The sequence below is a fragment of the Pseudomonas sp. 10C3 genome, assembly GCF_036346185.1.
Classification (GTDB): domain Bacteria; phylum Pseudomonadota; class Gammaproteobacteria; order Pseudomonadales; family Pseudomonadaceae; genus Aquipseudomonas.
Genome location: NZ_JASJVE010000009.1, coordinates 166,851 through 193,769 on the forward strand (window position 1 = coordinate 166,851; position 26,919 = coordinate 193,769).

Sequence of the window (26,919 nt, forward strand, 5' to 3'; positions counted from 1 at the left end):
GCACCCTAGGCATGATTGAACTCGAACAAGAAGATCCGATACCGCAGGGCGACCTTGCATTGCAAATTACTGCTTTGCCCCGCGAAACCAATGGTTTCGGCGATATTTTCGGCGGCTGGCTGGTCTCGCAAATGGACTTGGCGGGAACTGCCATGGCCAGTAAAGTCGCTGGCGGCCGCGTTGCGACCGTAGCCATTGATCGCATGGCATTCCTGATCCCGGTCGCAGTCGGCGCGCAATTGTCCTTCTATACCCAGGCCCTGGACATCGGCCGCAGCTCGATCCAGATGATGGTCGAAGTATGGAGCGATGACCCACTGTCCAGCGAATGGCGCAAAGTCACCGAAGCGGTGTTTGTGTTCGTCGCCATCGATGGTAGCGGCCGCACTCGCTCGGTACCGGCACGGCGATAAGCCTGGGTATCGGTCTGCTGGGGTAAACTCGTTGACTGTCGCACGGTCTACTTTTATCACTGTACTTGAGTGAGCACCCCCGCATGCCAACGCCCCATGTCGAATCCGTCAAACTCGGTGAGCTCAACTGCTGGCGCATCCGCCACGGTCAGGCCGAGTTACTCGTCGCCCAGCAAGGCGCGCACATCCTCAGCTACCAAGTGGACGGCGAGCCGCCACTGATCTGGCTAAACGACAAAGCTGTCTTCAAACAAGGCAAGCCGATCCGCGCCGGTATTCCGATTTGCTGGCCCTGGTTTGGCAATCTGGAGCGCAACCCTGCCAGCGTACAGGCGATGCGCAACAGCAGCGAACCGGCCAACGCCCACGGCGAAGTCCGGGTACTAGACTGGGAATTGCTGGGCATTGGCAATGATGGCGACGCGTTACTCGCCGAATTCGTATTGCCGCAGGCTGAAGGTCATTTGCCTGGTTGGCCGCATAACGTCGCCCTCAAACTGAGCATTCGTCTGGACGAGCAGTTGCATGTCAGCCTGCTCAGCTACAACGCTGGCACCGAAGACGTTACCTTCAGCCAGGCATTGCACAGTTATTTCGCGGTCAGCGATGCACGACAGGTCCACGTCGAAGGCCTGGACGGCTCGCGTTACCTGGACACATTGAAAAACTGGGAAGACGAGCATCGGCAGGACGGCGACCTGCATTTCACGGCCGAGACGGACCGCGTTTACCTGGACACACCGCACCATCTGAGCATCGTCGATCCGGGCTGGCAGCGACGGATTCAGATCATGACCAGCGGCTCAAAGTCAGCGGTGCTGTGGAATCCGTGGGTCGACAAGACCAGGACCTTAAGCGACATGGCCGAAGACGGCTGGCAGCACATGGTTTGTGTCGAGACCGCCAACGTCCTGTCCGATGTCGTCACGTTGGCGCCAGATGCCATGCACACCCTGAGTGTCAGCATCTGGGCCGAGCCGCTGGCGGCGTTGCCGGAAGCGTAACCGCTACAGGTCCGCTTCGACCACGACGCGGACCTTCGAAGCATCCAGCGCGTAGGCTGCATCGGCCATGTTATTGCTGACCGCCTCGACCTTCAGCGTGCCGATCACCCACAGCGGCGTGTAGATATCGTCCAGCTTCAGGCCTTTTGGATAACGCACCAGCACCAGTTGATTGGGTGGCGGCGGCGGCACATGGATGCATGCGCCCGGATATGGCACGAGGAAGAACAGGGTACTGCGGCCTTTCGCGTCTGTTTCCAGCGGCACGGGATAACCACCAAGACGGATATTTTTGCCATTCATGGCGGGTACGGTCTTGGCCGAGTACATCACGGCAGGCAAGCCTTTGCTCTGCTTCAAACCGCCTTTGCTATCGAACGTCCCCTGCGCTTCCGGGGAGTTGTGATCGATTTCAGGCATGGCCTCGAGGGCTTTTTGATCCGACTTGGGCATCAGCTCGAGCCAATCGGTTTCTGGCAGCTCGGCGCGGGCCAGCCCGGAAGCCAACAGCAGCGCTATAAGGAGGAGACGGCGCATGGGAGAGCTCGGCAATGTATGTGGTCTCACTAGCTCTCTGCGCAGCAATAGCGCAGAGAGCCGATGAATAACTGTCAGTCTTTTTTGATCATGCCGTAAAGCACCAGCAGCACCACCGCACCCACCAATGCGCCGAGGAAACCCGCGCCCTGGCCTGCCTGATAAATGCCCAGCGCCTGACCCCCGTAGGTCGCAGCCAGCGAGCCCCCGATACCCAGCACAATGGTCATGATCCAACCCATGCTGTCATCGCCTGGCTTGAGGAAGCGAGCCAGCAAGCCCACGATCAAACCGATAAAAATGGTTCCGATAATACCCATGCCTTTTCCTCTGTATTAATTGGACGAACCAAGGCCTGATGACGGCATTAGCGTCCTGTCATCAGAGAACCGCTGGCAGGATTGGTTCCACATACGTCTATTGCAGCTATTACAGCTTGATCAGCGCTTCGACTTTTTTGATCTGCCGATCAAGGGTGGCGCGATCAGCACAGCGCAAGGTGGCGTGACCCACTTTGCGCCCAACCTTGAACGCCTTGCCGTAGTGATGCAGATGGCAGTCATCGATGGCGACGACCTTGTCCACAGCCGGCACTTCACCGATGAAGTTGAGCATGGCGCTTTCGCCGACCTTGGCAGTGGAGCCCAACGGCAAACCCGCCACCGCCCGCAGGTGGTTTTCGAACTGGCTGCACTCGGCGCCTTCGGTGGTCCAATGCCCCGAGTTATGCACACGGGGTGCAATCTCGTTGGCCTTCAAACCGCCATCGACTTCAAAGAACTCGAACCCCAGCACGCCGACGTAATCGAGTTGCTTGAGTACGCGACCGGCGTAATCCTCAGCCAGCGCTTGCAGCGGATGCGCGGTGCTGGCAATCGACAGACGCAAAACCCCATTTTCGTGGGTGTTGTGCACCAGCGGATAAAAGCGCGTTTCGCCATCGCGGCCGCGCACGGCAATCAGCGACACTTCACCCGTGAAGGGCACGAAACCTTCCAGCAAACAGGCAACACTGCCCAACTCAGCAAACGTGCCGACCACATCAGCCGCTGTACGCAGTACTTTCTGGCCCTTGCCGTCATAACCGAGGGTGCGGGTTTTCAGCACGGCAGGCAGACCAATGCTGGCCACTGCGGCGTCCAGATCGGCTTGCGACTGGATATCAGCGAAGGTAGGCGTTGGAATGCCGAGGTCCTTGAACATGCTCTTTTCGAACCAGCGATCACGGGCAATCCGCAGCGCTTCGGCACTTGGATAAACCGGCACGAACTGCGACAGGAACGCCACGGTTTCTGCTGGCACACTTTCGAATTCGAAGGTCACCAGATCGACTTCATCGGCCAACTGGCGCAGATGATCCTGATCGCCGTAATCGGCACGCAGATGTTCGCCCAACGCAGCGGCACAGGCATCCGGCGCCGGGTCGAGAAAAGCGAAACTCATGCCTAGCGGGGTCCCTGCCAGAGCCAACATGCGACCCAACTGGCCGCCACCGATTACACCGATCTTCATGGAAAAACCTCAGGCGTCGCGTGGGTCTGGATTGTCCAGGACGCTGTCTGTCTGCTCAGCGCGGAATTTCTTCAGCACTGCATGGAATTGCGGGTGCTTGGCGCCGAGGATACTGGCCGACAACAATGCGGCGTTGATTGCGCCCGCTTTGCCGATAGCCAAGGTCGCCACAGGAATCCCGGCAGGCATCTGCACGATAGAGAGCAGGGAATCAACGCCCGACAACATCGACGACTGTACGGGCACGCCCAGCACGGGCAGATGAGTCTTGGCCGCACACATGCCTGGCAAATGAGCCGCACCGCCAGCACCGGCAATGATCACTTCAATGCCACGGGCTTCAGCCTGTTCGGCGTACTGGAACAGCAAATCCGGCGTCCGGTGGGCTGACACCACTTTGACTTCGTAAGGGATGCCTAGCTTTTCCAGCATATCGGCGGTGTGGCTAAGGGTGGACCAATCGGACTTGGAGCCCATGATCACGCCAACCAGTGCGCTCATCGTCGTGCCTCTTCTATTGGACGCCCGCAGGCGCGTCAAAAAACAAACAAGCCACGCGGGAGAACCGGCGTGGCTTGCTGTACGAATTATGGCCGGTCGAACCGGCCAAAGGCCGCGCAGTATACCGTAAAGCACAGGGAAGACAGCCCCCTTGGTGACCATCTGTCCGCAGGGCCCTGGCGAGGTCTGCACACGGCACCCGCGACCGAAATCCTTCATGGCAAAAGGTCCTACATCTTCTGTACGCAACTTACTACTTTAGGTGACGCCAACAGCAACTAACAAATCGCAACCGTTTCGGCTTAGCTGCTTTCATGTCTGAAGCAAACACAGTTCCGGGCAGACCCCGTCATCCAGTACGGACATTAATCAACGAAAACTATCGCCATCGAGATCGCCCATGCTCATTCATTTAAGAACACTCGCTTTAACACTAAGCACCCTGCTTACGATCATCATTCCACCGGCTTCCGCTGATGAGAAATTCACGAAAACTCCGCTCTACTTCTATGTATTTCTGCACGACGATATCCCACAAGCTGAACGCGAAAATATCGCTAAAGACTACTTCTCGTGGCTGCGCAAGGACCTTGAAAGCTTCACCCGGCGCAGGGTGTACATAGACTTCATACAGAACGTCGCGCCCATAACCCAATACCCGTATCAAGGTGAAAACCTGACAAAAATACTGGACGGCTGGCAACGAGAAGTGAATGACTACATCGACAAAAACAATCTGCCCATGAACAGCAGAACCAAGTATTTGCTGTTAACACACGAAAAAATAAACGGGATGACTTTGGGTGTCGCCAGAGACAAGAGTTACGCAGGCATTGCATCGCTGGGCAGTTACTCTGCCGCCGCGCATGAAATAGGTCATCTGCTCGGCGGGACGCATGAGCACTCAGAAGTTTTATTCAAAGGCAGTTGGTGGTGTGAAACCAATATATTCCCGACCCGCATCAACGTAAGAGCGAACTGTTACCACTACAGCGACAAAAACAAAGAAGCCATCGCCGCTTATTTGAGCGAATCGCCTTAAGCACTCAAGACGCACCCTGTGCCGCACCGCCTTCCAGCTTGCGCCACAACAACCGCACGTTGGCCTTGCGCACCAACGCACAACGGTACAAACGAATTTCCAGCGGCACATGCCATTGTGGGCCACCACACACCACCAACTCACCCCGCGCCAGTTCAGCACGCACGCTGAGCTGCGGCACCCAGGCGATGCCCAGGCCTTCGAGCGCCATGCTTTTCAGGCTGTCCGCCATGGCTGTTTCGTAGACCGTAGTGAAGCGCAAGCTGCGCTGACGCAGCAGCAGGTTCACCGAGCGCCCCAGAAATGCTCCGGCGCTGTAGGCGAGCAACGGCACACTGGCATCGCCTTCAAGGTCGAATAACGGTTGGCCGTTGGCGTCTGCCGCGCAGATGGGCAACATCTCCGTATGCCCAAGGTGCAGCGAGGGGAAAATTTCAGCGTCCATCTGCAGCGCCGCATCCGGGTCGTAGAACGCCAGCATCAGATCGCAACCGCCCTCACGCAACGCATGTACCGCATCGCCAACGTTGGTCGCCACCAGCCGGGTGGCAATGTTCAGCCCTTCGTTACGCAGCTGGGCAATCCAGCGCGGGAAAAAACCCAAGGCCAAAGAGTGCGCCGCCGCGACTTGCATGACTTCGCCCTGCCCGCCCTCCAGGTGATGCAGATGACGCAGCACCTCGCCAAGCTGCTCGACGACGGTGCGCGCGGTTACCAGAAACAGTTGTCCGGCAGCCGTCAGCTCGATGGGCGTGCGCGAGCGATTGACCAACGTCAGGCCCAGTGCCGACTCAAGGCTGCGAATCCGGCGGCTGAAAGCAGGTTGCGTCACGAAGCGACGCTCAGCCGCCTGGGAAAAACTGCGGGTGGCGGCCAGGGCACTGAAGTCCTCCAGCCATTTACTTTCCAGGTTCATCACGTCCTCCAATCACGGCAGGGACGGACTTGCAACGACCCGCCCCGCACCTGCAAAAAAGCAACTACATCTTGTTCATACGCTCGTCACAATCGTAACGTCACATCGACATTATGCCGTTTGTGCATAGGCCAGCGCTTAACAGCATTAGCCCAAAATTGCCCACAAGCCTAGCATCAGCGGCGTTCCGGCATTATCCGTGCCTTTCTTGAGACTATCTCTATCATGTCCTCCGCTGCATCATTGCGCATCGAAAAAGACCTGCTTGGCGTCCTTGAAGTACCCGCTGAAGCGTACTACGGCATCCAGACCCTGCGGGCGGTGAACAACTTCCGTCTCTCCGGCGTTCCGATTTCGCATTACCCGAAGCTGGTCGTGGCCCTGGCCATGGTCAAGCAAGCCGCCGCTGACGCTAACCGCGAACTCGGTCACCTCAGCGAAGCCAAGCACGCTGCCATCAGCGAAGCCTGCGCCCGTTTGGTTCGCGGCGATTTCCACGAGCAGTTCGTGGTGGACATGATTCAAGGCGGCGCTGGCACTTCAACCAACATGAATGCCAACGAAGTCATCGCCAACATCGCGCTGGAGGCCATGGGCCACAGCAAGGGCGAGTACCAATACCTGCACCCGAACAATGACGTGAACATGGCGCAGTCGACCAACGACGCTTACCCGACGGCAATCCGTCTGGGCCTGCTGCTCGGTCACGACGCCCTGCTCGCCAGCCTCGACAGCCTGATTCAGGCATTCGCCGCCAAGGGCCAGGAATTCAACCACGTTCTGAAAATGGGCCGTACCCAGTTGCAGGACGCCGTGCCGATGACCCTCGGTCAAGAGTTCCGGGCCTTCGCCACCACCTTGAGCGAAGACCTCAATCGTCTGCGCAGCCTCGCTCCGGAACTGCTGACCGAAGTGAACCTGGGCGGCACCGCCATCGGCACCGGCATCAACGCCGACCCCCGCTACCAGCACCTGGCCGTATCGCGTCTGGCGCTCATCAGCGGTCAACCGCTGGTGCCTGCCGCCGACCTGATCGAAGCCACGTCCGACATGGGCGCCTTCGTCCTGTTCTCCGGGATGCTCAAGCGTACTGCGGTCAAGCTGTCGAAAATCTGCAACGACCTGCGCCTGCTGTCCAGCGGCCCACGTACCGGCATCAATGAAATCAACCTGCCAGCACGTCAGCCAGGCAGCTCGATCATGCCCGGCAAGGTCAACCCGGTTATCCCGGAAGCGGTCAACCAAGTGGCTTTCCAGATCATCGGCAACGACCTGGCACTGACCATCGCCGCAGAAGGGGGTCAATTGCAGCTGAACGTGATGGAGCCGCTGATCGCTTACAAGATTTTCGACTCGATCCGCCTACTGCAACGCGCCATGGACATGCTGCGCGAGCATTGCATCGTCGGCATCACCGCCAACGAAGCGCGCTGCCGCGAACTGGTCGAGCACTCGATCGGCCTGGTCACCGCCCTGAACCCATACATCGGTTATGAAAACGCCACCCGTATCGCCCGCATCGCTCTGGAAAGCGGCCGTGGCGTACTGGAACTGGTGCGCGAAGAAGGCTTGCTCGACGACGCCATGCTCGCCGACATCCTGCGCCCGGAAAACATGATTGCGCCACGCTTGGTGCCATTGAAGGCCTGACCTTCAGCCCCAGGCAGCAACACGCTCACCAGGCTGAGAGACTAGACACCTCTCTCCCTTTTGAGGGCCCGAAGATCACTCTTCAGGCCCTTTTTTTTGCCAGCTTGTTTTTACTTTTCACTAGACACGCCATAGCCTTGGCCGATCACCCAAAGGAGAAGTGCCATGAATCGCGAAACCCCGCCACCCGCTCAGCAGGTCATGGTGCTCTACACCGGCGGTACCATCGGCATGCAGGCCAGCGCCAACGGGCTGGCTCCGGCTTCGGGATTCGAGGCGCGGATGGCCGAGCAACTGGCTGCCCAACCAGAACTGAAGGTACCGAACTGGCGGTTTCGCGAACTACTGCCGTTGATCGACAGCGCCAACATGACCCCCACCTACTGGCAGCGTCTGCGTGAAGCGGTGATCGAGGCCGTGGATGTCGATGGCTGCGACGCGGTATTGATCCTGCACGGCACTGACACCCTGGCCTACAGCGCGGCGGCGATGAGCTTTCAGTTGCTCGGGCTGAGCGCACCCGTGCTGTTCACCGGTTCGATGCTGCCCGCTGGCGTCGAGAACAGTGATGCCTGGGAAAACCTCAACGGCGCCCTGCTTGCCCTGGGCCAAGGCTTGGCGCCGGGCGTGCAGCTGTACTTCCATGGCGAGCTACTGGCACCGACCCGCTGCGCAAAAATTCGCAGCTTTGGTCGTCATCCGTTCGCCGCGTTGCAGCGCTCGCGGGAGGGTAAGTCGGCGCAGTCTGTGCCCGCTGCACTGGATTACCGTCAGCCGAAAAGCATCGCCAACGTCGCCGTGCTGCCCTTGTTTCCCGGCATCAGCGCGCAACATCTGGATGGTTTACTCGACAGCGGGATTCAGGCGCTGGTCCTGGAATGCTTCGGCAGCGGCACGGGCCCGAGCGACAACCCGGCATTCCTCGCCAGCCTGCAACGCGCCCGGCAACGCGGCATCTGCGTGGTTGCCATCACTCAGTGTCATGAAGGCGGCGTCGAACTGGACATCTACGAAGCCGGCAGTCGTCTGCGCGGGGTTGGCGTACTGTCCGGCGGCGGCATGACCCGCGAAGCCGCGTTCGGCAAACTCCATGCGTTGTTGGGCGCAGGGCTTGCGCAAGATGAAGTACGACGCCTGGTTGAGCTGGATGTGTGTGGGGAGTTGCGATAACCGTCAGGCCGCCTTCGCGGGCAAGCGCGCGCCCATTAGGGCGCGGCATACAACTTGCTCCACTCCCGGTTGTTACCCACCGCCGGAATTCGCTCATGCTGCATTCCCATCTCACCACCCTCAATGCCGTGTCGCTGGTACTCAGCACCTTCGAGGCTGAAGGTTTGTCCGGCGATGCGCTGCTGGCAGGCAGCGGGATCACTGCTGCGGACTTGGGCAGGCCCGATATTCGTATCGCCACCCACCAGGAAATGCAGGTCTGCGCCAATGCCGTTGCACTGCGCAAGGAAATCGGCCTGGAGTTGGGACGGCGCATGCACGTGTCATCCTATGGTGTCCTCGGTTACGCCCTGCTCACGAGTGCCACCTTAGGTGACGCCTTGCGCCTGGCGCTGATGTATCCGGCGCTCTTGGGAACACTGTTCGAACTGCGCCTGCATGACGATGGCGACCGCGTCTGGCTAAGCGCCAGCGATTACCGCGACAGTGAATCGCTGGCGGTTTTTAACGCCGAGCTGTGCCTGGCCTCGCTGAAAGTCATTTGCGATGACTTGCTCGGCAAGCCCCTGCCATTACTCAGCGCACGTTTCGCCCACGACGCCCCTGATTACACCGCCAGCTATCACGAAAGCTTTGCCTGCCCGTTGCAGTTCAACGCCCCCTTGTATGATCACGCCTTCGCCTTCGACAAACGCTGGCTTGAACAGCCGTTGCCGCTGGCAGACCCGATCACCCATCGCGACATGCACGCACGCTGTCGCCGGCAAAATATCGAGTTCACAGGTCGCCAGGCCTGGCTCGAACGCATCCGCCAATTGCTCGCCGCCCAACTTAGCTGCGCACCCGGCCTCGGCGGTCTGGCGCAACAGATGAACTGCTCGGAGCGCACGTTGCGCCGGCACTTGCAGGCACTGGGTAGCAGCTACCAACAATTGCTCGACGAGCTACGCTTCGAGCGAGCCAAGCACTTGCTGCATGAGGCCCGGTTACCCATCCACCGCATTGCCGAGGAACTGGGCTTCAGCGAGACCGCGAGCTTTCGTCACGCCTTCCTGCGCTGGAGCGGCGTCGCGCCCAGCCACTTCCGATTCTGATGCTGTTTGCACCCTCGCCTCGGTTTAGGGCGTGACGCCTCAATAAGAGGCGATATCCGGTCAGTGTTATTGGCCATATTTATCCCCTTTTGGCCGTTGCCGTCGTTCACTGATCCGCCGCGCACCGCAAGAATGAGGCACAGCCACAGCCCTAGGGGAGAATAAGAAGATGCTGACGATCTACTCGGATGATCATCACTTGCACCACGGTCGCTGCGAACTGATAGACGGGCAACTGATGCCCTGCTTTGAAATGCCCTCGCGCGCCGATCACATCCTGCAACGCGTACAGGCACGCCACCTTGGTCCGGTCGAGACGCCGCGTGACGCTGGTCTTGAACCGCTGAAGCGCATTCACAGTGAGGCGTACCTGACGTTTTTCCAGGGCGCATGGCAACGCTGGGCCGAGTTGAACCATGAAGGCGACTTGCTGCCCTTCACCTGGCCTGCGCGAACCTTGCGCGAAGTAATTCCTGCCAACCTGTTGGGTCAGTTGGGTTATTACAGCTTCGATGCCGGCGCACCGATTACCGCGGGCACCTGGCAAGCCGCCTATAGCGCAGCGCAAGTCGCTCTGACCGCTCAGGCCGCCGTCGAAAATGGCGCTCGTAGCGCGTTCGCATTGTGCCGACCACCCGGCCATCACGCCGCTGGCGATTTGATGGGCGGTTACTGCTACCTGAATAACGCCGCCATCGCCGCTCAGGCATTTCTCGATCAGGGCCGGCAGAAAGTGGCGATTCTCGATGTCGATTACCATCACGGCAACGGCACTCAATCGATCTTCTACTCACGCAACGATGTGCTCTTTACCTCGATCCACGGCCATCCTGAAGCCGAGTTTCCCTTCTTCCTCGGTTACGCCGACGAGCATGGCGAGGGGCCGGGCGAAGGTTTCAACTTCAACTACCCGCTGGCCGCTGGCAGCGACTGGGACCACTGGAGCGCTGCGCTGGAACAGGCCTGCAAGCAAATCGAGGCCTACGCCCCAGACGTGCTGGTGATTTCCCTCGGTGTCGACACGTTCAAGGACGATCCCATCTCGACGTTCAAGCTCGACAGCCCGGACTACCTGCGCATGGGTGAGCGCATCGCCCGTCTCGGCTTGCCGACGCTGTTCGTGATGGAGGGCGGTTATGCCGTCGAAGAAATCGGCATCAATGCCGTGAATGTGCTGGAAGGTTTCGAAAGCGCCTGACCCCACCGACTTATCAGGAAGATAACAATGAACAGACTCAAACGTCTTATTGCACCCGCCCTGTGTGCTTCCCTGCTCTGCGGCGCGGTCCAGGCCGAAGAGCAACGCACGCTGCGCGTTTACAACTGGTTCGACTACATCACCCCGCAGACGCTGGTGGACTTCCAGAAAGACACCAAGACCAAACTGATTTACGACATTTTCGACACCAACGAGGCGCTGGAAGCCAAGCTGCTGACCGGCAACTCCGGGTATGACGTGGTCGTACCGTCCAACGTGTTCCTGGCCAAGCAGATCGAGGCCGGGGTATTCCAGCCGCTGGACCGCAGCAAATTGCCGAACTGGCCGCACCTCGACCCCAAGCTGATGAAACTCCTGGAAGCCAACGACCCGGGCAATAAATTCGCGGTGCCCTACATGTACGGCACCATCCTGATCGGCTTCAACCCGGACAAGGTCAAGGCCGCGCTGGGTGACAATGCACCGGTCGACAGCTGGGACCTGATCTTCAAGGAAGAGAACATCAGCAAACTCAAACAGTGTGGCGTGGCCCTGCTCGACTCACCGTCTGAAATCATGCCGCTGGCCTTGCAGCACTTGGGCTTGCCGCCAAACAGCACCAAACCGGCCGACTACGCCAAAGCCGAAGCACTGATGCTGAAGATCCGTCCGTATATCACCTACTTCCATTCATCGAAGTACATGGCGGATATCGCAAATGGCGACATCTGCGTGGCCGTCGGGTACTCGGGCAGCTTCTCGCAAGCGGCCAACCGCGCCAAAGAAGCCAAGAACGGCGTGGTCGTCGACATGCGCCTGCCTAAAGAAGGTGCCCCGATCTGGTTCGACATGCTCGCCATCCCTAAAGGCGCCAAAGACCCTGAAGACGCCTACACCTTCATCAACTACCTGCTGCAACCGAAGGTGATCGCGCCGATCAGTGATTTTGTCGGCTACCCGAACCCGAACAAGGACGCCACTGAGCTGGTCGATCCGGCGATTCGCAACAACCCGAATCTGTACCCGACCGAAGCGGCGATGAAAACCCTCTACACCCTGCAACCCCTGACGCACGATGCGGAGCGGGCGCGTACACGCGCCTGGACCAAGATCAAGTCGGGGACCTGATGCTGGAGCGGGCTTGCTCGTGATGCGGTATGGCTGACATACAGCATCACACCATTCGCATACAGGAAGCACGTAAGGCTTGTCGAACTTACGCCTTCCAGGCGTGCCGCAACTTGGCCAGCGCCTCGTGAATACCGGGTTCAGGCACCGCCGCAAACCCCAATACCAAGCCTGCCCGGTTATCCACGGGCGCGCTTGAGTCTGGCAACCAATAGTCGCTCAGCGGGTTGATTTCGACGCCTACACCTGCAGCCTTGGCCACCAGTTCACGCTCGCGCGCCAGGCTGTCCACGGGCACGGCGACATGCAGCCCCGCCACCACTTTGGGCATCGCCCCGCACCCAGGCACGTCTTCAGGCCAGCCTGCCAACAGCGCATCGCGACGACTCAGAGCCGCACGGCGCATGCGCCGGATGTGTCGCTGGAAATGCCCGGCAGCAATGAATTCAGCCATTACAGCCTGCGTACTGACTTCGGAGTGCCGCATGTCCAACGCCCGCCGTTGACCGAACGCACTCACCAATCCCAACGGCAGCACCAGATACCCCAAGCGCAACGCCGGAAAGGCGATCTTGCCAAAGGTGCCGACATACAAAACACGCCCGTGCCGATCCAGTGCCGCCAAGGGCGCCAGGGGCGCACCGCTATAACGGTACTCGCCGTCGTAATCGTCCTCGACGATCCAGCCTTGGGTGCGCTCGGCCCAGGCCAACAACTCCAGGCGCCGTGCCAGGCTCATCGTCACGCCCGTGGGGTATTGGTGCGACGGGGTGACGTAGGCCAGTGTGTAATCACCTTGCGACAGCGAAGTGCACTGCATGCCCTCGTTATCCACTGCGATACCGTGCAAGCGCGCACCGGCGATGGCAAACGCATGACCGGCCGCGCGGTAGCCGGGATTCTCCACCGCGACCGCATCACCCGGCGCCAACAGCAGCTGTGCACAAAGGCTGATCGCTTGCTGTGCGCCACTGGTGATCACTATTTGCTCAGCGCTGCAGTGCAGACCACGCGAACTGCGCAAATACGCTGAAATCAATTCACGCAGGCGCCAATCCCCGGCCGGCTCGCCGTACCCCAGCGTCCCAAGATCCGGCTTTCGCCAGAAAGCCGCGTGTAACTTACCCCAAACACCGAACGGGAACAGGTCAAACGCTGGCACACCGACCCGAAAGGCTCGCGGCGCATCGCCCTTTGGCTGGGGTAAATGATGCTGTTGCAGAAGGTTGAGCGCTGGGCTGTGGATAACTTTATTGGGTAAAAAACCAGGCATTTCGGGTGTGTTTGTGGATAAACCTGTGGGTAAGCCTGTTAACAACCCTGTGGATGGTTTTGTGGATAAGTAATTTGATGTGCGCTTCGTTGCACTCGGCTTTGTCGGTAATTGCGCAACGTAAGTGCCATCCCCGATACGGCCTTCGATGAAACCCTCGGCGTAGAGCTGGTCATAGGCGCGCATCACGCTGTTGCGCGAAATGGACAGCGACGTCGCCAGGTCGCGAGTAGCCGGCAGACGCGTGCCACTGCTCAGACCACCGTCGAGAATCCGCTGGCGCAAGAGTTGATACAGCTGCCGGCTTAGCCCGCGACGACGATCAAGTTCGATACCCGCAGGGTTGAACGGAAAAGACAGCGCGCTGGCGGACATGACATTGGCCCTACTAAATTGACGTGGAATGGCTCTTACAACCAACCAATAGCCTGCCTAGGATTTAGCCATCAGCCAAGGAAAAGCTTTATGTACATACCTCGCGCATTCAACGAAGACGACCTTTCAACCCTTCATCAGCAAATCGAAGGCACGCGCTTGGGCATTCTCGTGACCCATGGCGCACGCGGTCTCCTGGCCAACCACATCCCGCTGTTGCTCAGCCCTGAGCAAGGGCCTTATGGAACCCTGCATGGGCACTTGGCCAAAGCCAACCCGCAATGGCAGGAGATGGAGAGCGGCACCGAGGCCTTGCTGATTTTCCCTGGCCCGGACGCTTACGTCAGTCCGTCGTTTTACCCGAGCAAGGCTGAACACGGCCAAGCGGTCCCGACCTGGAATTACCTCGCGGTCCACGCTTACGGGCCTGCCGAGGTGTTTCATGACGCCCATCGCCTGCGCGATCTGGTTCGCGCGCTGACAGAGAAGCATGAAGCAGGTCGCGCCAAACCCTGGACGCTGGAGGACGCACCTGCCGACTACATCGACAAGATGCTCGGCGCTATCGTCGGTTTTGCAGTGCCTATCAGCCGACTGGAAGGCAAACGCAAGCTCACCCAGAACCGCAACGCTCCCGATATTGCCGGCGTGCGTGATGGCCTTGCCGCGAGCTCCGCGCCCAATGACAACGAAATCGCCCGATTGATGCGCTAAGGAGAAACCTGTGACCGCTATTCAGATCCGCTCTGTCACCCCGAACGATCACACTGCATGGCTACCGCTGTGGAAGGCGTACCTGAAGTTTTACAACACTGAACTCGCCGACAGCGTCACTGAAAGCACCTGGCAGCGCATTCTCGACCCCAGCGAGCCGACCCATGCCGCGCTGGCCTGGAACGATGGCAAAGCCGTCGGCATGGTCCACTTCATCTACCATCGCTCCAACTGGAGCATCAAAAATGCCTGTTACCTGCAGGACTTGATCGTAGTGCCGGAGCAGCGCGGCACCGGCGTCGGACGACAGTTGATCGAATTCGTCTACACCACGGCGCGTGAAGCCGGTTGTGACAAGGTTCATTGGTTGACCCACGAAACCAATGCCAGGGCGATTCAGCTGTATGAACGCATCGCCGAACGTCCTGGCTTCATCCAATTTCGCAAAGCACTCTAGGACTGGAACCTGCTCATGCCCACCACTGAACTGCACTGGCAACCCGCGACGCTCCCGGACAAAAGCACGCTGCATGGCCGCTTCATCCGCCTGGAAAAACTCGACCCTGTGCGCCACGGCGACGATCTATGGACTGCACTCCAAGGCCCAACCTCGGACCCGGCGCTGTGGGACTATTTGCCCTATGGGCCGTTTTTTGAGCGAAGCGAATTCGATGCATGGCTGAGTCGCCACGCCGCCGACACTGATCCGTGGTTCTACAGCGTGGTCAATCAGCAGACAGGCATTGTCGACGGCTGCCTGAGCCTGATGTCCATCGTCCCCGCCCATGGCCGGATCGAAATCGGTCATGTCACGTTTGGCGCCGCCATGCAGCGCACGCCCAAGGGTACCGAGACGATTTACTTGTTGGCCAAGGCCGCGTTTGCTCTGGGCAATCGGCGCCTGGAGTGGAAATGTAACGACGATAATCAGCGCTCCAAACGAGCCGCTGAGCGCTTCGGCTTCACCTTTGAAGGCACGTTCCGTCAGCACATGGTCATCAAAGACCGGAACCGCGACACCACCTGGTACTCGATCACCGATAACGAATGGCTGGCACTCCAGGCAGCGTTTGAAAGCTGGCTGGCGGTGGATAACTTCCGGGATGGGCAGCAAGTGAGAACGCTGGAGAGCTTCCGGGAACGGTGAAAGCTCATTGCGGGCAAGTGAAACCAACCCGGTCAGTAAAAAAAGCCGAAAAAAAAGGGGAGCCACATGTGCTCCCCCCAGAGTAAACCGTTAAACGCGTATCGAATCAGCCCTCGATTTCGACCAGGATCTCAACCAGGATTTCGCCCGGGTTGACCCGGTCGCCTTTGGCCACGTGGATCGCGAAGACCTTGCCGGCGATGGAGGCTTGTACCTCGGTCTCCATTTTCATCGCTTCGCTGATCAGTACAGCCTGGCCGGCTTTGACGATGTCGCCTTCCTTGACCAAGACATCCACGATATTGCCCGGCATGGTGGTGCTGACATGGCCCGGCGAGCTGGCCTGCGCGCGCTTGCCGATACCGCCACCGACGAATTCGTTGAGGGGCTCGAACACCACTTCTTCCGGCATGCCGTCGATGGTCAGGTAGAAATGACGCTTGCCCTCGGCTTTGACGCCGACGCCAGTGATGTCGACGCGGTAGCTTTCGCCGTGCACATCGATCACGAACTCGGTCGGTACACCCTCGCCGCCCGCCCTGCTCACGCCACCCGCGTCAGGGATCGGCAGCAACACTTCAGGGGTCAGGGTGCCGGCTTCGCGCTCTTCGAGGAATTTGCGTCCAATGTCCGGGAACATGGCGTACGTCAGCACGTCTTCTTCAGACTTGGCCACCGCGCCGATTTCCAGACGCAGCCTGGCCATCTCCGGCTTGAGCAAGTCAGCTGGACGCACATCGATCAGCTCTTCGTTACCGATGGCCTGACGACGCAGCGCTTCATCCACCAGACCTGGCGCCTTGCCGTAGCCGCCTTGCAGGTAGAGCTTCACTTCGTTGGTGATGGTTTTGTAGCGCTCGCCAGCCAGCACGTTGAAAAATGCCTGAGTGCCGACGATCTGCGACGTCGGGGTCACCAGCGGCGGATAGCCGAGGTCTTTACGCACGCGAGGGATTTCGGCGAGTACTTCGCCCATGCGGTTCAGCGCGCCCTGCTCTTTGAGCTGGTTGGCGAGGTTGGAAATCATCCCGCCTGGCACCTGATTGACCTGCACACGCGTGTCGACCGAGGTGAATTCGCTTTCGAACTGGTGATATTTCTTACGCACGGCGTAGAAGTACAAGCCGATTTCCTGCAACAGCTCCAGGCTCAAACCGGTGTCGAACTCGCTGCCCTTGAGCGCAGCAACCATCGACTCGGTACCCGGATGGCTAGTGCCCCACGCGAAGCTGGAGATCGCGGTGTCGATGTGATCGGCGCCGTTTTCAATCGCCTTGAGCTGACACATCGCGGCCAGGCCAGCGGTGTCGTGGGAGTGGATGAACACCGGCAGCGACAGCTCCGTCTTCAGCGCCTTGACCAGCTCGCCCGTGGCATACGGTGTCAGCAGGCCTGCCATGTCCTTGATCGCGACCGAGTCGCAGCCCATGGCTTCCATTTGTCTGGCCTGAGCCACGAAAGCGTCAATCGTGTGAACCGGGCTGGTGGTGTAAGCGATAGTGCCTTGGGCGTGCTTGCCCGCCGCCTTGACCGCTTCGATGGAGACACGCAGGTTGCGCACGTCGTTCATCGCATCAAAAATGCGGAACACGTCGATACCATTGACCGCCGCCTTGGCGACGAACGCACGCACCACATCATCGCTGTAGTGACGGTAGCCCAGCAGGTTCTGGCCGCGCAGGAGCATTTGCAGACGGGTGTTGGGCAACGCCGCGCGAAGCTGACGCAGACGCTCCCACGGGTCTTCCTTCAAAAAGCGAACGCAGGCGTCGAACGTGGCGCCGCCCCAGACTTCCAGCGACCAGTAGCCGACTTTGTCGAGCTTGTCGCAGATTGGCAGCATGTCTTCAGTACGCATGCGGGTTGCGAGCAGCGACTGGTGGGCATCACGCAGGATGGTGTCGGTTACAAAGATTTTTTTGCTCATTGTTGTATTCCTCACAGGCCTGCGTGGGCGGCAATGGCGGCGGCGATGGCCAAAGCCAGCTCTTCGGGTTTGCGCTTGATCGAGTAGTTGGTCAGTTCGGGATGGCTTTCAACAAAGCTGGTATTGAACTGACCGCTACGGAATTCCGGGTTACGCAGGATTTCCTGGTAGTACGCGGCGGTGGTCTTGACCCCTTGCAGACGCATGTCGTCCAGGGCGCGCAAGCCACGGTCCATGGCCTCTTCCCACGTCAGCGCCCAGACGATCAGCTTCAGGCACATCGAGTCGTAATACGGCGGGATGGTGTAGCCGGTGTAGATCGCCGTGTCGGTACGCACGCCAGGACCGCCGGGCGCGTAATAACGGGTGATCTTGCCGAAACTCGGCAGGAAATTGTTTTTCGGGTCTTCGGCATTGATCCGGAATTGCAGGGCGAAGCCACGGTGAATAATGTCTTCCTGCTTGACCGAGAGCGGCAGGCCGGAGGCGATGCGGATCTGCTCACGGACGATATCGATACCGGTGATTTCTTCGGTGATGGTGTGTTCCACCTGCACCCGAGTGTTCATCTCCATGAAGTACACCTCGCCCTCGGCGAGCAGGAACTCCACGGTGCCAGCGTTCTCATAACCCACAGCCTTGGCCGCACGCACCGACAGGTCGCCGATGTAGGCGCGCTGTTCCGGGGTCAGTTGCGGGCTGGGGGCGATTTCGATCAGCTTCTGGTTACGGCGCTGGATCGAGCAATCGCGTTCGAACAGATGCACGACGTTGCCAAAGCTGTCACCGAGGATCTGCGCTTCGATGTGCTTGGGATTGACGATGCATTTTTCGAGAAACACTTCCGCAGAACCAAACGCCTTGGTCGCTTCCGAGATCACCCGAGGGAACGCCTGCTCCAGTTCTTCACGGCTGTTGCAGCGGCGGATACCCCGACCACCGCCGCCAGACGTGGCTTTGAGCATCACCGGGTAACCAATGCGCTCGCCTTCGACCAGCGCTTCAGCGATATCGGCGACGTTGCCTTCAGTGCCAGGTGTCACCGGTACACCGGCCTTGATCATGCTGCGGCGTGCTTCGGTCTTATCACCCATGCGACGGATGACTTCTGCCGACGGCCCGATGAATTTGATTCCACGTTCGGCGCAGATGTCCGCCAGTTCGGCGTTTTCCGAAAGGAAACCATAACCGGGATGCAAAGCATCACAACCGGTTTCTACCGCGAGATTAACCAGCTTGCGTGGGTTCAAATAACCGGCGAGTGGTTCAGCACCAATGCTGTGCGCTTCGTCAGCCCGTTTGACATGCAAGGCATGACGGTCGGCGTCGGAATAGACCGCAACCGAGCGAATGCCCATCTCGGCGCAGGCGCGCACGATCCGGACAGCAATTTCACCACGGTTGGCGATCAGGATTTTTGTTATCACTGGCGTTTCCTCGACCGTTAGAACAGACGAACCGGCTGGGCCGGTCGGCGTGTAACCGCGTGTTACGTGCGGCCACATTGTGATAGCTACCCTATGCCTGAAGAAGGATTAACAAAAATCAATAAAAGTTGGGATATGCATAAGTAAAACCTTATAGTTGGTTTTTTAACCATCTTCAGAGGGGGTCAGCTATGCGTAAGTCATTGATGCGTATGACATTGCGTCAATTGCGGACGTTCAACGAAGTCTGTGATCTGAAGTCTTATAGCCGCGCCGCCGATGAAATGGCCCTCACACAACCGGCCGTCAGCCTACAAATTCGTCAGTTGGAAGAGCTGATTGGCCTGCCGCTGTTCGAGTATGTCGGCAAAAAACTGTACATGACGGAGGCCGCCGAAGCGCTACAAGCCGCCAGCAGAGACATTTTTGGGCGTCTGGAAAACCTGGATATGCAGCTGTCGGACATGCAGGGCTCGCTGCAAGGGCAACTCAAACTGGCCATCGAATCCAGCGCCAAATACTTCGTGCCGCATCTGTTTGCCGCGTTTAAGCGCCAGCACCCCGAAGTGATGCTGAACCTGACGGTGGTCAATCGCGCACAGGTGATCAAGCGCCTGTCGGATAACCGTGATGATCTGGCGATTATGTCGATGGTGCCGCAGGACATGGGCCTGGAGTTCATGCCCTTCCTCAACAACCCGATCGTCGCGGTGGCGCCGTCGGATCATCCGCTGTGTCAGGTCGAGCAATTGACCCTGAAGGACCTTGAACCCTATCCCTTGCTGATCCGCGAAGCCGGTTCAGGCACGCGCAGAGCCTGCGAGGAGTATTTCAAGGAGAAGCGCGTGCACTTCACCCAAACCCTTGAGGTTTCTTCGGCTGAAGCTCAACGCGAATGCGTGGTGGCCGGTCTTGGCGTGGCGTTGTTGACTCGCCATGCTCTGAACCTGGAGCTGGTCACCGGGACGCTGCGCGAGCTTCCGGTGGCCGAATTGCCGCTGTACCGCAGCTGGTGCGTGGTGCAAGCCAAGGCCAAACGGCTGTCGCCGGTCGCGCATGCCTTTCTTGCATTCATCCGCACCGAACGCGCGCAGATCAGCCAGCTTGCTGAGCGTTTCGACGGGAGCCTTCCGAGGCCGTCTGCCACACATTAAGTGAGCCAAACTCGCCAATATCACCCACCTCGAAATAGTCGGAAAGCTTCTGCGCCAGTTTGCGCTGCTCAGAGTAGCTTTCGATCGCACGACGGAATTCCATGCGTCGCTGATCTTCCTGCTGTCGCCGGGTGTTTTTGGACGTATTAGCGGAGGTAGCGCTGGTGGCGCGCTGCTGCTGCGAGTCATCGTAGTGCCGAGGCATATCCTGTCTCCCATTGCGTTTGCGGGAGCTTGAGCATGATCGCCGTCAATGACGGTTGCACGGCGATAAGATGACAGGACGATGAAGCTTTGCGCTGTTGCGAAGGCGAGACGCCCAGCAATCAGTCGTCGAGCGCCTTGACTGACTTGGGCGACAAGCGAAGGCTGCGCAGACTGCGTTTAACGCTTTTAAGATGGTTGACCAGACTCGGGCCACGCGCCATGGCAACGCCCATCGCCAGCACATCGATCACCACCAGGTGGGCAATACGCGAGGTCAGCGGCGTATAGATTTCGGTATCTTCGTGAACATCAATCGCCAGATTGATGCTCGCCAACTCTGCCAATGGCGTCTGGCTCGGACACAAGGTCACCAGCGTGGCACCACTTTCACGGACCAGATTTGCAGTGATCAGCAGGTCTTTGGAGCGTCCGGATTGGGAGATGCAGATCGCCACGTCGGTGGGCTTGAGTGTCACCGCCGACATGGCCTGCATGTGCGGGTCGGAGTACGCCGCAGCCGTCAGCAGCAAGCGGAAGAACTTGTGCTGCGCATCCGCCGCCACCGCGCCGGATGCGCCAAAACCGTAGAACTCTACGCGCTGGGCCGACGCCATCGCCGTCACCGCCAACTGCAACGCGTGGGGATCGAGATGCTCACGAACCTCCATCAACGTGTGCAGGGTGGTGTCGAAGATTTTCAGGCTGTAATCGGCAACCGAATCATCTTCGTGGATCGCGAACTGACCAAAGCTGGCACCAGCGGCCAGGCTTTGCGCCAGTTTGAGCTTCAAATCCTGAAAGCCGGTACAGCCAATGGCACGGCAAAAGCGGACGATGGTGGGCTCGCTGATACCCACGTTGTGCGCGAGGTCAGCCATGGAGCTGTGCATTACAGCCGCAGGGTCAAGCAGCACGTGGTCGGCAACCTTGAGTTCCGACTTACGCAGCAGATGGCGTGACTGGGCGATGTGGTGCAACAGGTTCAAAGGGCTGGACTCGGCTAGTAAGGCTTGGGCGGGATGTAGCATGCTTGTAGTTATACTACATGCCCTGCGGCCCGCCCAGCTAAACGAGCTCGGTTTGACGATCTGCAACCTTTCCGCCGCCCTCATCATGCCAGCGCGGGCATGCCTGCGAATCAGGCAAAGCAGTCCGTCAGGCACACCGAATTGCGGCCTTCGCAGACACGTCAGCCCGGAGGGGACCACGTCTGCTGCCCATGCTCACGCAACAACCGTGTCGCAGCCTCTGCATCCACCGGACGGCTGATAAGGTAGCCCTGCACTTCGTCGCACTCGTGAGCTTTGAGGAAGTTCAGTTGTGCCTCGTTTTCCACACCTTCGGCGACGACTTTCAATTCCAGGCTATGGGCCATGGCGATGATAGCGCGGGTGATGGCTGCGTCTTCGGTGCCTTCGCCCAAGCCACGAATGAACGCCTGGTCGATTTTCACGTAATCCACGGGGAAGCGTTTCAGGTAACTCAACGACGAATAGCCAGTGCCGAAGTCGTCGATGGCCAGTTTCACGCCCAACTCATGCAGCTGATGGAACGTTGCGATGATGTGCTCCACGCCGTCGAGCAGCTGACTCTCAGTCAATTCCAGCTCAAGGTAGCGCGGTGCCAAGCCGGTTTCCTCAAGCACTTGGCGGACCAGACTGACCAACTTGCCCTGACGCAATTGATGGACCGAAAGGTTGACTGACACCCTGATCGGCTCCAGCCCCTGGCGCTGCCATTCACACGCCTGCCAACAGGCCTGACGTAACACGAATTCACCAATCGGCCCGATCAGCCCGGTCTCTTCCGCCAGCCCGATAAAGTCCCCTGGCGGCACCATGCCCATCGTCGGGTGCAGCCAGCGCACCAGCGCCTCAGCCGCGTTCAAACGGCCGGTCGCCAGACACAGCTTGGGCTGGTAGAACACCTGCAGCTGATTCTCGTCGAGCGCCTTGCGCAGCTGATTTTCCAGTTGCAGACGCTCCAGCGTGCTGGCTTGCAGGTTCTCGGTATAGAACTGAAAATTATTGCCGCCCAGATGTTTGGCATGCTGCATGGCCATGTTCGACTGACTGACCAGCGCCGAGATCTCTCGGGCCGAGTCTGGCAACAGGCTGATGCCCACTGACGCGCTGACCACCAACTCATGCCCGGCCACCGAAAGAGGCTGCCGTAATTTGGCCAGCAGGCGGCTGGTGACCCGTGCCAGGCTGGACAGGTTGCCGTAGGCATCGAATAACACCGCAAACTCATCACCGGATAACCGCGCGATGGTGTCGGCCTCGGGCAATGCGCTGGTAAGACGCCGCGCCACTTGCCTCAACAGTTGATCGGCGACTTCGTGGCCCAGGCTGTCATTGAGCAGCTTGAAGCGATCCAGATTGATGTGCAGCAACGCCAGGCTTCTACCGCCCTGTCGCACGCGCTGGCTGGCTTCACGCAAGCGCTCCTTGAACAACGAGCGGTTGGCCAGGCCGGTCAACTCATCGTAGTGCTTCAAATAGCGCATACGTTCTTCGAATTCGCGCCTTGCCGACAGGTCGGCGAAGAAGCCGACAATGTGGCTTACATTACCCCGCACATCGCGCACTACGTTCAATTGGAGCCATTGCGGATACAGCTCGCCATTTTTGCGAGTCTCAACCAGTTCGCCCTGCCAGCTATCGGTTTGCTCCAGCGATTCATGGATCGCTTGAAAATGGCGCCGGGCATCGCGGCTGCACGCCAGCTCAGTGACCTTGCAGCCCTTCATGTCTTCCTGCGGGTAGCCGGTCACTCGGCTGAACGCCCGATTGACCGCCAGCAGGGTGTATTTCGGATCAAGAATGACAATGCCTTCGCTTGCGGCTTCGAAGACCGTGGCGGCCAAACGGCGCTGTTCTTCCAGCTGTTTACTGGCGCTGATGTCGCGGCGGGTACCGAGCATGCGAATCACCCGGCCATCGCTGCTGCGCTCCACGGCGCGGCCACGGTCCTCGATCCAAACCCAGCGCCCGTCACCATGCCGGAAGCGATAGGCAACTTTATAGTCGTCCGTATGCCCCTTCAGATGGTCAATCATCGCGAGTTGCATCAACGGCAAGTCTTCGCGATGTATGCGTGGCTTAAGGTGGCTGAGCATGGCGGTCACGTGTTCCGGTTCCAGACCGAACAATGCTTTGATCTGCGTGTGGTGGACTTCATCGGTTTGCAAGTTCCAGTCCCACAGGCCCAGCTCACTGGCCTCAAGCGCCAGCGCCAGCCTCTCCTCACTCTTGCTCAGCGCCTGATTGGCCTCATCCAGCTCAAGGCTGCGCTGGACGACTCGGGCTTTGAGCCCGACCTGGGCCTCGCGCAATTCCCGCTCGGCCTTGCGTCGCTGTTCGATTTCCCGCGCCAACTCATGGTTGAGCTGCTCATCGTGGGCCTGTGCCTGCTGCAGATGCTCAATCAGCGCCTGATTCTGAAAGCGCTGAACCAACCCCTGACGGATCAAGCGATTAACCTGCAGGGCCACGACAATCAGCGCCACCAGTAATATCAGGCCAAGCCAGCCCCAGCCATGCTGCTCATCGCCATGCAAAAAAAGAAAGGTGATCGGGGGCAACAGGCACGACAAGGTAAAGGTCAGAAACGCCGGGATACTCACCGCGTAAGCAATACTGGCCGACAGCGTCGCGGCACCGATCAAGCCAAACACCCAGGCTTGCTGCTGAAAGCTATCCACCGGGACCAAGGCGATTGCCGCGCTGGCGAGGGTCAGGCCGCTGACGCCTGCACCCAGCAAAAACATCCCACGCCAGATCGGCTGCGCCTGGCGCAACAATGGCGCGGCGTTAAACGCCGCGACCTGGATGACGCGTAAACCCACCAGCGTCGTCAGCCACCCCAGCCAAACGCCGACCAGCAGATAACGCTGCGGGCTCCAGAGCAACCAGGCGCAGACCAGACCGTTGAGTAACATGAACAGGGTGGGCAACAGCGAACCCTGGTAAAGCAAACGTGTGCGTTCCACCGCAATCTGAGTGGCAAATTGCTCGCGGATAACTCGACCTGATGCGGTTGAGGCACCCGAGGAGCTGAGACTGGAGGTCATAGGCAGTGTTCTTATAATGGTGGAGCCCAAACGTCGACGGAGCATACACAAGCCGCTCGACAGACCAAACTCCCTTGACTCATAAAAACCGCAAAGAGGCCGCTCCACAGGGCTGTTTTCAAACCTCCCGGGCACGGCCTGCCATGCGTGCAGCCCTGACTTACCGGTCGTCATCGATAGGGCATTTATCGGCTTAAGCAAAGCTTGGTTTGCCCGACATAGCCCAGCACCCTAGAATGCGTCGATGCGCGATGATCTCTCCCTTCTGCTGAACTCCCTCAACGATGCCCAACGTCAGGCCGTAGCTGCCTCCGTGGGTCGTCAGTTGGTACTCGCCGGTGCTGGCTCCGGCAAAACCCGTGTGCTGGTGCATCGCATCGCCTGGTTGATCCAGGTCGAGCATGCCTCGCCACACTCGATCCTCTCGGTAACCTTCACCAACAAGGCTGCGGCCGAGATGCGTCACCGCATCGAACAGTTGATGGGGATCAACCCGGCTGGCATGTGGGTCGGTACCTTCCACGGCCTGGCGCACCGCTTGCTGCGGGCGCACTGGCAGGAAGCCGGACTGAACCAGAGCTTCCAGATCCTCGACAGTGATGACCAGCAACGCTTGGTCAAACGAGTGATCCGTGAACTGGGGCTGGACGAGCAGCGCTGGCCGGTACGTCAGGCGCAGTGGTTCATCAACGGGCAGAAAGACGAAGGCCTGCGGCCCAAGCATATTCAGGCCAGCGGCGATCTGTTCCTGACCACCATGAAATCGATCTACGAAGCCTACGAGGCCGCCTGCCAGCGCGCAGGGGTCATCGACTTCTCCGAGCTGCTACTGCGCGCCCTGGACCTGTGGCGCGACAATCCCGGCCTGCTGGCGCACTACCAGCGCCGCTTCCGGCATGTACTGGTCGACGAGTTCCAGGACACCAACGCCGTGCAATACGCCTGGCTACGGTTACTGGCCCAGGGCGGCGACAGCTTGATGGTGGTCGGCGATGACGATCAATCGATTTACGGCTGGCGCGGCGCCAAAATCGAGAACATTCATCAGTACTCGTCTGACTTCCCTGACGCCGAAACCATCCGTCTGGAGCAGAACTACCGCTCCACCGCCAGCATTCTCAAGGCCGCCAACGCCCTGATCGTCAACAACAGCGGGCGCCTGGGTAAAGAGCTGTGGACCGATGGCGGTGATGGCGAACCGATCAATCTGTTCGCCGCGTTCAACGAACACGACGAAGCGCGCTACGTGGTCCAAACCATCGAAAGCGCATTAAAGACCGGCCTGATGCGCAGCGACATCGCGATCCTCTACCGCTCCAACGCTCAATCGCGGGTGCTTGAAGAAGCGTTATTGCGCGAGCGGATTCCTTACCGGATCTATGGTGGTCAGCGCTTCTTCGAGCGCGCCGAGATCAAGAACGCCATGGCCTACCTACGCTTGCTCGACGGTCGCGGCAACGACGCCGCGCTGGAACGGGTGATCAACGTCCCGGCACGCGGCATCGGCGAAAAAACGGTCGAAGCCATTCGCGAACATGCCCGTCACGCCGACGTGTCGATGTGGGAAGCGATGCGCCAGCTGATCGCCAATAAAGGCCTGACTGGCCGCGCAGCCGGAGCGCTGGGTGGATTTGTCGAGCTGATCGAGAATCTGACCGCGAAAGTCATGGAGATGCCCCTGCATCTGATGACCCAAACCGTGATCGAGCAGTCCGGGTTGATCACCTACCACAAGGAAGAGAAAGGCGAAAAAGGCCAGGCTCGGGTAGAAAACCTTGAGGAATTGGTCAGCGCCGCGCGCAACTTCGAGAATGCCGAAGAAGACGCCGAGCTGTCACCGCTGGCCGGGTTCCTTGGCCATGCGTCGCTGGAGTCGGGCGATACTCAGGCCGATGAACATGAAGACAGCGTGCAATTGATGACGCTGCACAGCGCCAAGGGCCTGGAATTCCCCCACGTGTTCCTGGTGGGCATGGAAGAAGGCCTGTTCCCCCACAAGATGAGCCTGGAAGAGCCCGGGCGTCTTGAAGAAGAACGGCGACTGGCGTATGTCGGCATTACCCGCGCCATGCAGAAACTGGTGATGACGTATGCTGAAACCCGTCGCTTATATGGCAGCGAGACGCGCAATAAGATCTCGCGCTTCGTCCGGGAGATTCCGCCACCCCTGATTCAAGAGGTGCGCCTGTCCAACAGCGTCAGCCGTCCGTTCGGCGGCACGCAGAACATGGGCACAAGCAGCCTGTTCAATGGCACCGGCATCCCGGAAACCGAGTTCAGCCTCGGACAGCGGGTTCAGCATTCGGTGTTTGGCGAAGGAGTGATCCTCAATTTCGAAGGTGCCGGCGCTCAGGCACGGGTGCAAGTTAACTTCTCAGAAGGCAGCAAATGGCTGATGATGGGCTACGCCAAGCTGGAAGCGATCTGAGCCACTGAACATGTAGGATCAGCCTCA

At 59.2% G+C, this 26,919-nt stretch carries 24 protein-coding genes; 13 read left to right on the top strand and 11 right to left on the bottom strand.

What is annotated here, in order from left to right; genetic code table 11:
• Positions 1–11: 11 nt before the first annotated feature.
• Positions 12–413, top strand: coding sequence for an acyl-CoA thioesterase (locus tag QN399_RS11005; protein ID WP_322177026.1), 402 nt, complete (start codon positions 12–14; stop codon positions 411–413).
• Between the two features lie 83 nt (positions 414–496).
• A complete protein-coding gene (locus QN399_RS11010; protein ID WP_322177027.1) occupies positions 497–1,417 on the top strand; it encodes a D-hexose-6-phosphate mutarotase in 921 nt (306 codons plus the stop codon).
• 3 nt (positions 1,418–1,420) lie between these two features.
• Here the strand turns inward: QN399_RS11010 and QN399_RS11015 are convergent, their stop codons facing one another.
• The 4 genes from QN399_RS11015 to purE form a co-directional block, all read right to left on the bottom strand.
• Positions 1,421–1,954 (bottom strand): DUF3299 domain-containing protein, encoded by a 534-nt coding sequence (locus QN399_RS11015; protein ID WP_322177028.1) that lies wholly within the window; start codon positions 1,952–1,954, stop codon positions 1,421–1,423.
• A gap of 74 nt (positions 1,955–2,028) precedes the next feature.
• Positions 2,029–2,274 carry a GlsB/YeaQ/YmgE family stress response membrane protein gene (locus tag QN399_RS11020; protein WP_322177029.1) on the bottom strand — a complete coding sequence of 82 codons (246 nt, stop codon included), beginning with the start codon at positions 2,272–2,274 and terminating at the stop codon, positions 2,029–2,031.
• A 109-nt stretch (positions 2,275–2,383) separates the two neighbouring features.
• The gene (locus QN399_RS11025) at positions 2,384–3,466 is read right to left on the bottom strand and encodes a 5-(carboxyamino)imidazole ribonucleotide synthase (RefSeq protein ID WP_322177030.1); all 1,083 of its coding nucleotides are present in this window, start codon (positions 3,464–3,466) and stop codon (positions 2,384–2,386) included.
• A 9-nt stretch (positions 3,467–3,475) separates the two neighbouring features.
• Positions 3,476–3,967 carry a 5-(carboxyamino)imidazole ribonucleotide mutase gene (purE, locus tag QN399_RS11030; RefSeq protein WP_219063090.1) on the bottom strand — a complete coding sequence of 164 codons (492 nt, stop codon included), beginning with the start codon at positions 3,965–3,967 and terminating at the stop codon, positions 3,476–3,478.
• A gap of 400 nt (positions 3,968–4,367) precedes the next feature.
• Here purE and QN399_RS11035 point away from each other — a divergent pair, with 400 nt between their 5' ends.
• On the top strand, positions 4,368–5,009 hold the full coding sequence (locus QN399_RS11035; RefSeq protein ID WP_322177031.1) for a hypothetical protein: 642 nt from the start codon (positions 4,368–4,370) through the stop codon (positions 5,007–5,009).
• 4 nt (positions 5,010–5,013) lie between these two features.
• Here QN399_RS11035 and QN399_RS11040 read toward each other — a convergent pair whose 3' ends face one another.
• Positions 5,014–5,925 (bottom strand): LysR substrate-binding domain-containing protein, encoded by a 912-nt coding sequence (locus QN399_RS11040; RefSeq protein WP_322177032.1) that lies wholly within the window; start codon positions 5,923–5,925, stop codon positions 5,014–5,016.
• A 225-nt stretch (positions 5,926–6,150) separates the two neighbouring features.
• Between QN399_RS11040 and aspA the strand changes: the two genes are divergently transcribed.
• From aspA to QN399_RS11065, 5 genes are all read left to right on the top strand, one after another.
• Positions 6,151–7,575 (top strand): aspartate ammonia-lyase, encoded by a 1,425-nt coding sequence (gene aspA / locus QN399_RS11045; RefSeq protein WP_322177033.1) that lies wholly within the window; start codon positions 6,151–6,153, stop codon positions 7,573–7,575.
• A 165-nt stretch (positions 7,576–7,740) separates the two neighbouring features.
• The gene (locus QN399_RS11050) at positions 7,741–8,745 is read left to right on the top strand and encodes an asparaginase (RefSeq protein ID WP_322177034.1); all 1,005 of its coding nucleotides are present in this window, start codon (positions 7,741–7,743) and stop codon (positions 8,743–8,745) included.
• Positions 8,746–8,840: 95 nt separating this feature from the next.
• Positions 8,841–9,839 (top strand): AraC family transcriptional regulator, encoded by a 999-nt coding sequence (locus QN399_RS11055; protein WP_322218605.1) that lies wholly within the window; start codon positions 8,841–8,843, stop codon positions 9,837–9,839.
• A gap of 169 nt (positions 9,840–10,008) precedes the next feature.
• On the top strand, positions 10,009–11,037 hold the full coding sequence (locus QN399_RS11060; protein WP_322218608.1) for a histone deacetylase family protein: 1,029 nt from the start codon (positions 10,009–10,011) through the stop codon (positions 11,035–11,037).
• Between the two features lie 27 nt (positions 11,038–11,064).
• Positions 11,065–12,165 carry a polyamine ABC transporter substrate-binding protein gene (locus QN399_RS11065; protein ID WP_322177037.1) on the top strand — a complete coding sequence of 367 codons (1,101 nt, stop codon included), beginning with the start codon at positions 11,065–11,067 and terminating at the stop codon, positions 12,163–12,165.
• Positions 12,166–12,253: 88 nt separating this feature from the next.
• On the opposite strand, the gene QN399_RS11070 is transcribed toward QN399_RS11065, so the two are convergent.
• Positions 12,254–13,813, bottom strand: coding sequence for a PLP-dependent aminotransferase family protein (locus QN399_RS11070; protein ID WP_322177038.1), 1,560 nt, complete (start codon positions 13,811–13,813; stop codon positions 12,254–12,256).
• Between the two features lie 90 nt (positions 13,814–13,903).
• Here QN399_RS11070 and QN399_RS11075 point away from each other — a divergent pair, with 90 nt between their 5' ends.
• The 3 genes from QN399_RS11075 to QN399_RS11085 are packed head-to-tail and all read left to right on the top strand — an operon-like array spanning position 13,904 to position 15,674.
• A complete protein-coding gene (locus QN399_RS11075; RefSeq protein WP_322177039.1) occupies positions 13,904–14,527 on the top strand; it encodes an FMN-binding negative transcriptional regulator in 624 nt (207 codons plus the stop codon).
• Positions 14,528–14,537: 10 nt separating this feature from the next.
• The gene (locus QN399_RS11080) at positions 14,538–14,984 is read left to right on the top strand and encodes a GNAT family N-acetyltransferase (protein ID WP_322177040.1); all 447 of its coding nucleotides are present in this window, start codon (positions 14,538–14,540) and stop codon (positions 14,982–14,984) included.
• A 15-nt stretch (positions 14,985–14,999) separates the two neighbouring features.
• Positions 15,000–15,674, top strand: coding sequence for a GNAT family protein (locus QN399_RS11085; RefSeq protein WP_322177041.1), 675 nt, complete (start codon positions 15,000–15,002; stop codon positions 15,672–15,674).
• A 106-nt stretch (positions 15,675–15,780) separates the two neighbouring features.
• Here QN399_RS11085 and oadA read toward each other — a convergent pair whose 3' ends face one another.
• Positions 15,781–17,601, bottom strand: coding sequence for a sodium-extruding oxaloacetate decarboxylase subunit alpha (gene oadA, locus QN399_RS11090; RefSeq protein ID WP_322218616.1), 1,821 nt, complete (start codon positions 17,599–17,601; stop codon positions 15,781–15,783).
• An 11-nt stretch (positions 17,602–17,612) separates the two neighbouring features.
• Positions 17,613–19,028: an acetyl-CoA carboxylase biotin carboxylase subunit gene (locus QN399_RS11095; RefSeq protein WP_219064594.1), complete on the bottom strand. Its 1,416-nt coding sequence runs from the start codon at positions 19,026–19,028 to the stop codon at positions 17,613–17,615.
• A gap of 191 nt (positions 19,029–19,219) precedes the next feature.
• Between QN399_RS11095 and QN399_RS11100 the strand changes: the two genes are divergently transcribed.
• Complete coding sequence (locus QN399_RS11100; RefSeq protein ID WP_330200933.1) at positions 19,220–20,182, top strand: LysR family transcriptional regulator; 963 nt, start codon at positions 19,220–19,222, stop codon at positions 20,180–20,182.
• Here the strand turns inward: QN399_RS11100 and QN399_RS11105 are convergent.
• From QN399_RS11105 to QN399_RS11115, 3 genes are all read right to left on the bottom strand, one after another.
• A complete protein-coding gene (locus tag QN399_RS11105; protein WP_322183148.1) occupies positions 20,124–20,387 on the bottom strand; it encodes a PA3496 family putative envelope integrity protein in 264 nt (87 codons plus the stop codon). The two genes, QN399_RS11100 and QN399_RS11105, sit on opposite strands and share 59 nt — an antisense overlap.
• Before the next feature lie 121 nt (positions 20,388–20,508).
• Entirely contained in the window at positions 20,509–21,375 is an 867-nt protein-coding gene (hexR, locus tag QN399_RS11110; protein ID WP_322182953.1) for a transcriptional regulator HexR, read from the bottom strand.
• Between the two features lie 203 nt (positions 21,376–21,578).
• Entirely contained in the window at positions 21,579–24,464 is a 2,886-nt protein-coding gene (locus QN399_RS11115) for an EAL domain-containing protein (protein ID WP_322177044.1), read from the bottom strand.
• Between the two features lie 244 nt (positions 24,465–24,708).
• On the opposite strand from QN399_RS11115, the gene uvrD reads away from it, so the two are divergent.
• On the top strand, positions 24,709–26,892 hold the full coding sequence (uvrD, locus tag QN399_RS11120; RefSeq protein ID WP_322177045.1) for a DNA helicase II: 2,184 nt from the start codon (positions 24,709–24,711) through the stop codon (positions 26,890–26,892).
• Positions 26,893–26,919: the final 27 nt, after the last annotated feature.